Source organism: Streptomyces sp. CA-111067, assembly GCF_050956065.1.
GTDB lineage: Bacteria > Actinomycetota > Actinomycetes > Streptomycetales > Streptomycetaceae > Actinacidiphila.
This window is the reverse complement of the sequence record NZ_CP192103.1, coordinates 6,674,992-6,687,166: the sequence shown is the minus strand read 5'-3', so window position 1 is coordinate 6,687,166 and position 12,175 is coordinate 6,674,992. Positions and strand designations below refer to the sequence as shown.

General features: G+C 71.5%; 10 protein-coding genes. All 10 read right to left on the bottom strand.

The features are described from left to right. Nucleotides 1-73: 73 nt before the first annotated feature. On the bottom strand, nt 74-1,381 hold the full coding sequence (locus ACQPW6_RS29665; RefSeq protein WP_433892765.1) for an MraY family glycosyltransferase: 1,308 nt from the start codon (nt 1,379-1,381) through the stop codon (nt 74-76). A gap of 183 nt (nt 1,382-1,564) precedes the next feature. After that, nucleotides 1,565-2,227, bottom strand: a complete 663-nt coding sequence (locus tag ACQPW6_RS29660; protein ID WP_433892764.1) for a protein-tyrosine-phosphatase — start codon at nt 2,225-2,227, stop codon at nt 1,565-1,567. Beyond that, nucleotides 2,224-2,871, bottom strand: a complete 648-nt coding sequence (locus tag ACQPW6_RS29655) for an L-threonylcarbamoyladenylate synthase (RefSeq protein ID WP_433892763.1) — start codon at nt 2,869-2,871, stop codon at nt 2,224-2,226. Before ACQPW6_RS29655 ends, ACQPW6_RS29660 begins: the two co-directional genes overlap by 4 nt. Before the next feature lie 34 nt (nt 2,872-2,905). Then, complete coding sequence (prmC, locus tag ACQPW6_RS29650) at nt 2,906-3,751, bottom strand: peptide chain release factor N(5)-glutamine methyltransferase (RefSeq protein ID WP_433892762.1); 846 nt, start codon at nt 3,749-3,751, stop codon at nt 2,906-2,908. A 12-nt stretch (nt 3,752-3,763) separates the two neighbouring features. Beyond that, nucleotides 3,764-4,843, bottom strand: coding sequence for a peptide chain release factor 1 (prfA, locus tag ACQPW6_RS29645; RefSeq protein ID WP_433892761.1), 1,080 nt, complete (start codon nt 4,841-4,843; stop codon nt 3,764-3,766). Nucleotides 4,844-4,973: 130 nt separating this feature from the next. After that, a complete protein-coding gene (rpmE, locus tag ACQPW6_RS29640) occupies nt 4,974-5,204 on the bottom strand; it encodes a 50S ribosomal protein L31 (RefSeq protein ID WP_433892760.1) in 231 nt (76 codons plus the stop codon). A 139-nt stretch (nt 5,205-5,343) separates the two neighbouring features. Further along, on the bottom strand, nt 5,344-6,516 hold the full coding sequence (locus ACQPW6_RS29635) for an LCP family protein (RefSeq protein ID WP_433892759.1): 1,173 nt from the start codon (nt 6,514-6,516) through the stop codon (nt 5,344-5,346). Between the two features lie 177 nt (nt 6,517-6,693). Then, a complete protein-coding gene (locus ACQPW6_RS29630) occupies nt 6,694-8,490 on the bottom strand; it encodes a trypsin-like serine protease (RefSeq protein ID WP_433892758.1) in 1,797 nt (598 codons plus the stop codon). 189 nt (nt 8,491-8,679) lie between these two features. Continuing rightward, nucleotides 8,680-10,734, bottom strand: coding sequence for a transcription termination factor Rho (gene rho / locus ACQPW6_RS29625; protein WP_433894702.1), 2,055 nt, complete (start codon nt 10,732-10,734; stop codon nt 8,680-8,682). Nucleotides 10,735-11,114: 380 nt separating this feature from the next. Further along, nucleotides 11,115-12,038, bottom strand: a complete 924-nt coding sequence (gene thrB / locus ACQPW6_RS29620; RefSeq protein ID WP_433892757.1) for a homoserine kinase — start codon at nt 12,036-12,038, stop codon at nt 11,115-11,117. Nucleotides 12,039-12,175 lie beyond the last annotated feature (137 nt).

The window sequence follows — 12,175 nt, the reverse complement described above, 5'->3', positions numbered from 1 at the left end:
GTTTGTACCGGTTGAGGATCGCGTTGGGCACGGGCCGCGGATCCGATCGGGCAACGGGTCGGTCACGCCGAGGTCAACGGCGGCTGTCCACCGGCCTCCTGCGGTCCGGCAGCCGGGACCGGTCGCCGATCGCGGTGGAACCGTGCAGCGGCGGATGATCGGCGGCGCGCATCTCGCGGGCGGCCTCCTCGGCCGCGGCGGCCAGCCGCCGGCGGCGGCGCCGGAAGCGCGGCGGCACGAACGACTCGGCCCACTGCGGCGCGTGCGGCCGGAACCTGGGCAGCAGCAGCGCGATCAGGCCGAGCGCGCTCAGCCCGATGATCACCAGCACGATCCACAGGCTGGAGGAGCTGACCGAGAACGCCACCGCGGAGAAGGCGAACAGCGCCGCCCAGAAGTACATGATCAGCACCGCCCGGGAGTGCGAGTGCCCGATCTCCAGCAGCCGGTGGTGCAGATGGCCGCGGTCGGCGGCGAACGGCGACTGGCCCTTCCACGTCCTGCGCACCACCGCGAGCACCAGGTCGGCTGCCGGGATGGCGATCATCGTCAGCGGCAGGATCAGCGGCATGTAGACCGGCACCATGAAGTGCACGGTGGCGGTGGACGATCCGGTGAAGTTGGTGATCGCGTCCGGGTCCACCTGGCCGGTGATCGAGATCGCGCCCGACGACAGCACCAGGCCGATCAGCATCGAGCCGGAGTCGCCCATGAAGATCCGCGCCGGGTGGATGTTGTGCGGCAGGAAGCCGACGCACATCCCGATCAGGATCGCGCTGAACAGCGTCGCGGGCGCGGCCGCTTCGACGCCGTAGCCGTACCACATGCGGTAGGCGTACATGAAGAACGCGATGGCCGCGATGCACACCATGCCGGCCGCCAGGCCGTCCAGGCCGTCCACGAAGTTGACCGCGTTGATGGTGATCACCACGAGGGCGACCGTCAGCAGCGTCGACTGCGCCGGGGTGAGTGCGACGGTGCCGATGCCGGGCACCGGCAGCCACAGGATCGTCAGCCCCTGGAAGACCATCACGCCGGCGGCGATCATCTGCACGCCGAGCTTGATCAGCGCGTCCACGCCCCACTTGTCGTCCAGCACGCCGAGCAGCCAGATCAGCCCGGCGCCCGACAGCAGCGCGCGCGGCTCGTTGGACTGGCTGAAGACGTCCCCGAGGTTGCTCAGATGCGCCGCGACCAGCAAGCCGGCGCACAGGCCGCCGAACATCGCGATGCCGCCGAGCCGCGGGGTCGGTTCACGGTGCACGTCGCGGTCGCGGATCGCGGGCATGGCACCCGCCGCCATGGCGAACTTCCGTACCGGGCCGGTCAGCAGATAGGTGACGGCGGCGGAGACGCACAGGGTCAGCAGATACTCGCGCACGAGCAGCCTCCGACGACTTCGGGGGCGGCACAGCAGTGCTGTACACGCGTCCGGGAGATCCTCACAGCGTCACACCCTAGTGGTGGCCGGGCCGACTCGGCGAACACCTATCGAGACTCACAGGGACCGCCCGCGGTTGCACCGCGTGCGGAACGGGTACACAAGGCGCTTCGCGGACAGCGCTCAGACGACGGCGGGGATCCCGGTCAGCGCGGTGACCATCGGGTCGAGCGCGGTGTGGATCTCCTCGCCGATGCTGCGGAAGTACGAGATGGGGGCGCCGTACGGGTCGTGCACCTCGTCGGCGTCCGGGCTCGGGGCGAGCAGCCAGCCGCGCAGCGCGGCGGCGGCCCGCACCAGGGCGCGGGCCCGGTCGTTGACGGTGCCGTCGTCGGGCAGCGTGGCGGTGTCTATCGCCCGCACCAGCCGGGTGAACTCCTTGAGCGTGAACGTGCGCAGGCCCGCCGCGTGGCCCATCGAGATCACCTGGGCGCGGTGGTCGCGGGTCGCGGTGAGCACCAGGTCCGCGTCGATCACATGGTCGTCCAGCAGTTCCCTGCCGGTGAATCCGGCCGGGTCGGCGCCGTACTCGGCCAGTACGGCCGCCGCGTGCGCCTCCATCGGCGCGCCCTCGTGCCCCCAGGTGCCCGCGGACTCCACCAGGATGCCGGCCGCGCCGTCGCCGAGCCGCCGCGCCAGCCCATGGCGGGTCAGCCGCTCGGCCATCGGCGAGCGGCAGACGTTGCCGGTGCAGACGTGAAGGATGCGGAAGACGTCACCGCCCTGCCCGGGGACGGCCGGCGAGCCGGCGCCGCCCCGTATGCCACGCCCGTCAGGCGTGGTCAACTGCGCTCCTCCAGGTCGGGGACGACCTCACGCAGCTGTTCCGCGCTGATCGCCCCCGCGCGGAGCAGCACCGGCACCTTCCCGGTCACGTCGACGATCGAGGACGGCACGGCGGCCGGCGTCGGCCCGCCGTCCAGGTAGACCGCGACGGAGTCGCCGAGCATCCCCTGCGCGGCGTCGCAGTCCTGCGGCGAGGGCATGCCGGTGAGGTTGGCGCTGGAGACGGCCATCGGGCCGGTCTCGATGAGCAGCTCGATCGCCACCGGGTGCAGCGGCATCCGGACCGCGACGGTGCCGCGGGTGTCGCCGAGGTCCCAGTTCAGCGACGGCTGGTGCTTGGTGACCAGGGTGAGCGCGCCCGGCCAGAACGCGTCCACCAGCTCCCACGCCTGCTCGGAGAAGTCGGTGACGATGCCGTGCAGGGTGTTCGGCGAGCCGACCAGCACCGGCGAGGGCATGTTCCGGCCGCGGCCCTTGGCCTCCAGCAGGTCGCCGACCGCCTCGGCGTCGAAGGCGTCCGCACCGATCCCGTAGACGGTGTCGGTGGGCAGCACCACGAGCTCGCCCCGCTTGACCGCCGAGGTGGCCTCGCGCAGGCCGGTGGCCCGGTCGGTCGCGTCCGAGCAGTCGTATCGCCGTGTCATGAGCTGACCTCCGTAGAATGCCGTTCCCGCGCCGTCATGGCGTCGCCTTGCGCGCAGTGGTGAACCGCGGGCGGTTGTTCAGGTCGGGGTGGTCGGCCGCGTCCGCCCAGCCCGCGTCCTCCTTGAAGATCCACGGGACCTGGCCGCCCTGGGAGTCGGCGTGTTCGACCACCACGACGCCGCCGGGCCGCAGCAGCCGGTGCGCGGTGCGCTCGATGCCGCGGATGGTGTCCAGGCCGTCCTCGCCGGAGAACAGGGCGAGTTCGGGATCGTGGTCGCGGGCCTCGGGCGCCACGTACTCCCACTCGGTGAGCGGGATGTACGGCGGGTTGGAGATCACCAGGTCCACCTGGCCGTTGAGGTCGGGGAACGCGGCCAGCGCGTTGCCCTGGCGCAGGTCGACCTTGCTGCCCGAGACGTTCTTGCGGGCCCATTCCAGGGCCTGTTCCGACAGTTCCACGGCGTGCACCCGGGACCGCGGCACCTCCTGGGCCAGCGCCAGCGCGATCGCCCCGGAGCCGGTGCACAGGTCGACGATCAGCGGCTCCGCCACGTCCATCGCCCGTACCGCGTCTATGGCCCAGCCGACCACCGACTCGGTCTCCGGGCGGGGCACGAACACCCCGGGTCCGACCTGGAGTTCGAGGTAGCGGAAGAACGCCCGGCCGGTGATGTGCTGCAGCGGTTCACGTGCCTCGCGGCGGGCGACCGCCTCCCAGTAGCGCGCGTCGAACTCGGTGTCGGCGACGCTGTGCAGCTCGCCGCGCTTGACCCCGTGGATGTACGCGGCCAGCTCCTCGGCGTCGAAGCGGGGCGACGGCACCCCCGCGTCGGCCAGTCGCTGAGCGGCCTGCGCCACCTCGGCGAGCAGCAGGTTCACTTCCCGCCCCCTTCAGCCCGCGTCGCCGGCGGCGGCCAGCCTGGCCGCCGAGTCGGCGTCCACGCAGGTCTGGATCATCGCGTCCAGGTCCCCGTCGAGCACCTGGTCCAGGTTGTACGCCTTGAAGCCGACCCGGTGGTCGGAGATCCGGTTCTCCGGGAAGTTGTACGTGCGGATCCGCTCCGAGCGGTCCACGGTACGCACCTGGCTGCGGCGCGCGTCGGACGCCTCCTGCTCGGCGGCCTCCTGGGCGGCGGCCAGCAGCCGGGAGCGCAGGATCCGCATCGCCGACTCCTTGTTCTGGAGCTGGCTCTTCTCGTTCTGGCAGGAGACCACGAGGCCGGTCGGCAGGTGGGTGATCCGGACCGCGGAGTCGGTGGTGTTGACCGACTGGCCGCCGGGGCCCGACGACCGGTAGACGTCGATCCGCAGGTCGTTGGGGCCGATCTCGACCTCGACGTCCTCGGCCTCGGGGGTGACCAGCACGCCGGCCGCGGAGGTGTGGATCCGGCCCTGCGACTCGGTGGCCGGCACCCGCTGCACCCGGTGCACGCCGCCCTCGTACTTCAGCCGCGCCCAGACGCCCTGCCCGGGCTCGTGGCTGGCCTTGGCCTTCACCGCGACCTGGACGTCCTTGTAGCCGCCGAGGTCGGACTCGTTGGCGTCCAGGATCTCGGTCTTCCAGCCGACCCGCTCGGCGTAGCGCAGGTACATCCGCAGCAGGTCGCCGGCGAACAGCGCGGACTCCTCGCCGCCCTCACCCGCCTTGACCTCCAGGATGACGTCCTTGTCGTCGTTGGGGTCGCGGGGCACCAGCAGCAGCCGCAGCCGCTCGGTCAGCTCCTCGCGCTGCCGCTCCAGGTCCTTGACCTCGGCGGCGAAGTCCGGGTCGTCGGCGCCCAGTTCGCGGGCGGTCTCGACGTCGTCGCCGGCCTGCCGCCAGGAGCGGTAGGTGCTGATGATGGGGGTCAGCTCCGCGTACCGCTTGCTCAGCTTGCGAGCGTTGGCCTGGTCCGCGTGCACCGCGGGGTCGGCCAGCTGCTTTTCGAGGTCGGCATGCTCGCCGATCAGTTCCTCGACCGCCTCGAACATCTTGGATCCCTGCTGGAAGAAGTGGTGGCGGCCCGCGCCGGGGACGACGCGGCCCTCAAGACGACTCTCAAGACGACAAAGCGCCGGTCCGGTCCCTGGGCGGGGACCGGGAACCGGCGCTTGCGAGTCGCTACTTCTTGGCGGACCCGGCGGCCTTGCCCTTGCCGAAGCGGGCCTCGAAGCGGGCCACGCGGCCACCGGTGTCGAGGATCTTCTGCTTGCCCGTGTAGAACGGGTGGCACTCGGAGCAGACCTCAGCGCGGATCTGGCCGCTGGTGTCGGTGCTGCGGGTGGTGAACGAGGCTCCGCAGGTGCAGGTGACCTGGGTCTCGACGTACTCGGGGTGGATTCCGCTCTTCAAGGGTGCTCCTAGGCTCGGGAGGGCGCCGGGTCGCTCCGCGGGTTTGCTTCGCGTGAACCGGGGCCAGCGGTCCAGTCTGCCAGGACTCGCCGCATCTCCCAAAACCGGAGGTCGGCGGGGAAAATTCCCGGCCCCCCGGTCAGCCCGCCTTGGTGCCGCCGACGACGTGCCCGGCGCCCGCCGTGGCACCGGCCGAGCCCTTGGTGGCGGCGGCCGGGATCGGCTTGTCGGCCTTGAGCGCGGCCCACACCATGGCGGCCTGCGCGTCGATCGGCTGCACCCGGTTGGGATCGCTGGGCGCGTACCGGACCGGCAGCGTCACCATGTGCACGTCGGCGGAGTTCAGGTTCCGCACGCTCTCGGCGAGCCCCATCAGCTTGTTCACCGAGCCGAGGCCGGTGTCGGTGGTGACCGCCGAGGTGGCGGTGTCGGCCACCGCGAACAGCTTGGTCGGGCTGGTGAACACCCCGAGCCCGCTGACCCGGTTCATCAGCGCCTTCATGAACGCCTGCTGGAGCTGGATCCTGGCCAGGTCGCTGCCGTCGGCGACGCCGTGCCGGGTGCGGACCAGGCCGAGGGCCTGCTCGCCGTTCAGGGTGTGGGTGCCGGCCGCGAGCACCAGGTGGCTCTTGGGGTCGTTGATGGCCTGGCTGGTGCTGAGCGGCACCCCGTCCAGCGCGTCGACCAGGTCCTTGAAGCCGGTGAAGTCCACCTCGATGTAGTGGTCCATCCGCAGCCCGGTGAGCGATTCGACGGTCTTGACCGCGCAGACCGGGCCGCCGACCTCGTAGGCGGTGTTGAACATCGCCCGCTGCACGGCCGGCACGGTGCCGCCGCCGGGCTTGTCGCAGGCCGGGCGGCTGATCAGGGTGTCGCGCGGGATGCTGACCACGCTGGCGGAGGTGTGGCCCTTGTTGAGGTGCACGATCATCGCGGTGTCCGAGCGCGCGGTGCCGCTGTCGTGCCCGTACCCGCTGTTCTTGCCGGACCGGGAGTCCGAGCCGAGCACCAGGATGTCCATCGAGCCGTTGCCCAGCTTGGCCGGGCGGTGGCCGCCCAGCGCCCCGTCGATGTCCACGCTGTGGATGTTGGCGTTCAGCCGGTAGTACAGGTAGCCCGCTCCCCCGCCGCCGGCCAGGACCAGGGCGGCGAGCCCCAGGGCGCCCGTCCGCAGCGCACGGCGCCGCCTGCGGGCCTTGCCCGCCCCGGTGGGGCTGGAGCCCGTCCGCGGACCCCAGGCGCGCTCGGACCCGCCGGGAGCGGCCGCTGCGGGCCCCTCCGGCGTACGGTCCGGCTGCTGGTCGTCCGGCATCTGGCACCTCGGCTTCCTGTCTCCCGACCTTCCATCCTGCGCCAGGACCACCGGTTCCGGCATCCGGAGAGCGCGCGGACGCCCGCACGGCCCCTGGTTGCGGGGCTGTGCGGGCGTCCGTCACGCTGTGTGACTATTCGGTTGTTGAGCGTCCGTACTGTCCGGCGTTCGTGCTGTTCAGCTGAGGCGGCTGTACATGTTCCAGCCGGTGCCGATCTTCACCCACGGGGAGAAGATCGCCGTACCGGCCTGGGAGGTGCCCTTGAAGAGGAACAGCGCGCCCGACGGGGTACGGGCCAGCAGGTCGGAGCGGGCGTCACCGGTGACGTCGCCGGAGGCGATCACCGCGTTGAACCCGTTCCAGCCGGTCGCGACCTGGACCGGCGCCGCGAACGGCGCCGAGATGCTGCCGGTGCCGGCCAGCAGGTACAGCGCACCGGTCTTGGCATCGCGGGCGAACACGTCCGCCTTGCCGTCACCGGTGTAGTCGCCGTGCCCGAACTCCAGGTTGTACTTCAGCCACCCGGTGCCCGCGAGCACCGGGGTGTTGAACAGGCCGTTGCCCTTGCCGGAGTAGATGTAGACCTTGCCCGCGGAGTCCTCGGAGAGCAGGTCGGGGATTCCGTCACCGGTCAGGTCGCCCGGCACCAGGATGGCCTTGCGGGTGTTCCAGCCGACGCCCACCTGGATGTACGAGTAGGACGCCCGCGCCGGTGTCCGGTGGGCCATGAAGACGTTGCCGCTCCCCTTGGCCCGCATGATGTAGTCCTGGTAGCCGTCCCGCTCCAGGTCGGCCTGCACCACCGTGTCGTAGTTGCTCGACGAGATGGGTGCACCGTGCCTGGTACCGAGGTTGCTGCCGGTCGAGTCGTACTCGAACGACTGGCCGGCCGGCGTCTCCGCCAGCACATCGGCCCGGAAGTCCCGGGAGATGTCGCTGTCGTTGATCCTCGGCTGGACGTTGCCGCCGTAGGCCGAGACCTTGGTGAACACGTCATACGTACCGGGGACGTTGCAGTCCTGGATGTCGTCGCTGACGCCCCACGAGACGATGCCGATGATCTTGCCCGACACCACCAGCGGACCGCCGGAGTCGCCCGAGCAGGTCGTCTTGCCGGTCGCGTCGTCACCGGTGCCACCGGTACCGCCGCAGATCATGTGCCCGGGGATGAAGGCGTTCTCATCGCCGAGCGCACCGCCGAGTTCGGACTTGCACTCCGAGTCGGCGTTCTCCGGGAGCGTGAGCTTCTGGAGGTTCTCCGCCAGGTTCTGGCTGTCCGGTGCGGAGTCGGTGACTCCCCAGCCGTAGACCGTCGCCTGGGTACCGGCGGTGTAGAGCGAGGTGTCGGTGGCCGAAGCCAGCGGCAGCGTCTTGTAGTTGAACGGGGTGGCCAGGGTGAGGATCGCCACGTCGTTGTTGACCGCGGTGCCGTCGTACCCCGGGTGCAGCCACTGGGCGCGCACCGCGGAGACCTGACCGCCGGTGTCCGGCAGCAGCGTCGCGGTGCCGCCGAGGACGGCACCGTTCTGCACCCAGTTCAGCCCGTCCACGCAGTGGCCGGCCGTCAGCACCTTGTTGGGCGCGACGAGCGTGCCGCCGCAGAAGATGCCCGAGCCGTCACTGTTGAGGTAGATGAGCTGAACCATCCACGGCGCACTGCTGATCGGGGTCGAACTGCCGCCGATGATGCGCGGCTTGACCGTCGCGGAGCCGTCGGCCGGCTTGGCCGCGCTCCTGGTGGACTTCGCGGCGCCGACGGTGTTCGGCGTCGTGAGATGACCGGCCGCGGAGTTGATGCGGGTCCGGAGCTGAGCGTTGGTGAGCTGCGAGTTGGCAGCCGTTGTGGAGCCCTGGCCAGCGTGGGCCGGAGCGATCAGGAACGCTCCGGCGGCGGCGACGGCGACCGCGACCAGCGGTGCCGCGAGACGGCCCCCTGGAAATCGCCGCTTGTGGCCCTTGTGGGCAGAGAACACGTGGATCTCCTGTCATGAATCACCTGCCGCGACAACCGCTGGTTTCACGGTGCCTGCATGGGAATGCGCACAGGGATCCCCCCCTGTCTGCGGCTGGCCGATCATATGACACACGAAGGACCCCGTTCGCCCGGGTTACCGGGGAACGGGGTCCTTTTCTGTGATCAGTGCTGCTCAGCGACCACCAGGTCAGTCGTTGCCCTGACCCGGCGTCGTCTTGGCGATCTGCATCAGGAACTCGGCGTTGGACTTGGTCTGCTTCATCTTGTCCAGCAGCAGCTCGATGGCCTGCTGCGAGTCCAGCGCGTGCAGCACCCGGCGGAGCTTCCAGACGATCCCCAGCTCGTCGCGGTCGAGCAGGATCTCCTCCTTGCGGGTGCCGGACGGGTCGACGTCCACCGCGGGGAAGATCCGCTTGTCGGCGAGCTTGCGGTCGAGCTTGAGCTCCATGTTGCCGGTGCCCTTGAACTCCTCGAAGATCACCTCGTCCATCCGCGAGCCGGTCTCGACCAGCGCGGTGGCCAGGATGGTCAGCGAGCCGCCGTCCTCGATGTTGCGCGCGGCGCCGAAGAACCGCTTCGGCGGGTAGAGCGCGGTCGAGTCGACACCACCGGACAGGATGCGGCCGGAGGCCGGCGCGGCCAGGTTGTAGGCACGGCCCAGCCGGGTGATGGAGTCCAGCAGCACGACCACGTCGTGGCCCAGCTCCACCAGCCGCTTGGCGCGCTCGATGGCCAGCTCGGCGACCGTGGTGTGGTCCTCGGCGGGGCGGTCGAAGGTCGAGGAGATGACCTCGCCCTTCACCGACCGCTGCATGTCGGTGACCTCTTCGGGACGCTCGTCGACCAGCACGACCATCAGGTGGCACTCGGGGTTGTTGACCGTGATCGCGTTGGCGATGGCCTGCATGATCATGGTCTTACCGGTCTTCGGCGGGGCCACGATCAGACCGCGCTGGCCCTTGCCGATCGGCGAGACCAGGTCGATGATCCGGGTGGTCAGCACGCCGGGGTCGGTCTCCAGACGGAGCCGGTCCTGCGGGTACAGCGGGGTGAGCTTGTTGAACTCCGGACGGCCGCGGCCGGAGTCGGCGCCCATGCCGTTGGCGGAGTCCAGCCGGACCAGCGCGTTGAACTTCTCCCGCCGCTCGCCGTCCTTGGGCTGCCGGACGGCGCCGGTGACGTGGTCGCCCTTGCGCAGGCCGTTCTTGCGGACCTGGGCCAGCGAGACGTACACGTCGTTGGGCCCGGGCAGGTAGCCGGAGGTCCTGATGAACGCGTAGTTGTCCAGGATGTCCAGGATGCCGGCCACCGGGATCAGCACGTCGTCGTCGGCCACCTGCGGCTCGCCGCCGCCACCGAACTCCTCGCGGCGGTTGCCGCGGCCCCTGCGGTCGCGGTAGCGGCCACGGCGCCGGCCGCGGCCGTCACCGAACTCGTCGTCGTCCTGCGCGTTGCCGCCGCCGCCCTGCTGCTGGTTCTGGTTGCCCTGCTGGCCGCCGCCCTGACCGCCGCCCTGGCCGCCGCCGCCCTGCTGGCGGTCGCCGCGGTCCCGGCCCTGCCGGTTGCCGCCGCCCTCGCCGCCGCCGTCCTCACCGCGGTTGCGGCGGTCGCGCTGCCGCTCGCGGCGGTCGCCGCGCTGGCCGCGCTGCCGGTCCTGGCGGTCGTCGCCCTGGCCGCCGCCCTGCTGCTTGCCGTCGGCCTGCTTGCCGTCGCCCTTGGCTTCGGCGCCGCGGCCCTCGGCGGTGTCGGCGGCGGACTCGGCGGCCCGCTCGGCCCGGTCACCGCGCTCGGCCCGCTCGGCCCGCTCGGCCTTCGCGGCCTTGGCCTGCTCGCCGGCCGGCTGGCCGGGGATCTCGATCTGCTGGGGCTCGGGCGCGGCGGCCGGGGCGGAGGCGGCGGCCGGGGCCGCGCTCTCGGCCTCGGCGCCGGCCTGCTCGAGGCGGGCCCGCGAGGTGGCCCGGCGCTTGGGCTTCTCGGCCACGGCGGGCTCGGCGGCGGCCTGCTGGGCGGTGGTACCGCCACCGGCCTGCCGTTCCTTGATCGTCTCGATCAGCTGGCTCTTGCGCATCCGCGCGGTGCCCTTGATGCCGAGGCCGGAGGCGAGCTGCTGGAGTTCGGCCAGGACCATGCCCTCCAGACCTGTCCCGGACCGGCGTCGGCGCGCGGCACTGGCCGTGCCGGCACCGCTGGCAGGCGCGGCGGCATCGGACGAGGCGACAGTGTCATCTGCGCGCACGCCCATCAGATCGGTGGTGTCGCTCACGAAGGGTCCTTCCCTGGAGCGGACGTCGGCCTGTCTGGCTCGGCGACCGGTCGTGCTGTCCGGTCTGGGCGTTTCCGCTGCTCAGAGCCGGGGCGGTGGTCCGCCTGATGGCGGCAGAAATACATAAGTGCTCGGCACGGAGGGGAACTCGTACCGACTCCGGAGCGGGCTCGACACTGCCCGGACATGCCGTCCGACTGCTCGGACGAGCTGTCTATGCGGTGTGGGAGGCTCCCGGAAGATAAGCGGTCCCACGGCAGGGACACGGTGCATCGCACCCATCGGGTGTCGAATGCAGGCTTGAGATTAACACTACCGGATCCAACAAACATTCCCCCTCTCGACAACCGGCAATCGTGTCACTGCCCCACTGCGAGCGGCAGCACGCTCGCCCCGCCCGCGTCCAGTGCCAGGCGGTTCGCCGCCCAGCCCTCGGCCGCGTAGCGGGAGACCTTGTCGGCGGCACCCTCCTCGGTGAACGCCAGCACCGTGGGGCCCGCGCCCGACACCACCGCGGGGATGCCGTCCGCGCGCAGCCGGCCCACCAGGGCCAGGCTCTCCGGCATGGCGGGCGCCCGGTAGTCCTGGTGCAGCCGGTCCTCGGTGGCGGGCAGCAGCAGCTCGGGGCGCCTGGTGAGCGCCTCCACCAGCAGCGCGGCCCGGCCCGCGTTGGCCGCGGCGTCCACATGCGGGACGGTACGCGGCAGCAGCCCGCGGGCGGTCTCGGTGAGCAGCGGGGTGGCCGGCACGAAGACCACCGGAACCAGTGAAGGCGCCGGGTCCATCCGGACCGCCCGGGCGGCGCCGCCCTCGGTCCAGGCCAGCGTGAAGCCGCCGAGCAGGCAGGCCGCGACGTTGTCGGGATGGCCCTCGATCTCGGTGGCCAGCTCCAGCAGCACGGTGTCGTCCAGCACGGCGGGCCCGCCTATCGTCACCGCGCGGGCGGCCATGATGCCCGCGCAGATGGCGGCGGAGGACGAGCCGAGGCCGCGGCCGTGCGGGATGCGGTTGGCGCACACCACCTCCAGGCCGCGCGGCTGGCCGCCGAGCAGGTCGAACGCGGTCCGCAGCGACCGGACGACCAGGTGTTTCTCGTCCCGGGCCAGCGTGTCGGCGCCCTCGCCCGCGATGTCCACATGCAGGCCGGAGTCGGCGACGCGGACCACCACGTCGTCGTACAGCCCCAGCGCCAGGCCGAAGGCGTCGAACCCGGGCCCGAGATTGGCGCTGGTCGCGGGGACGCGCACTCGTACGGCGGCTGCGCGGAACGCGGGACCGGCCATCGTTCGACGAATCTCCTTGCTGCGGTTCACCCTGCGGGCGCGGCTCCATTGCCGGGCGGCGGGGCGGGAGGTGGCGATGCGCGGGGCATCCGCCGGGATTCGGGGCACACTGCGGTGCCGCTGACTCCAGCTTATCG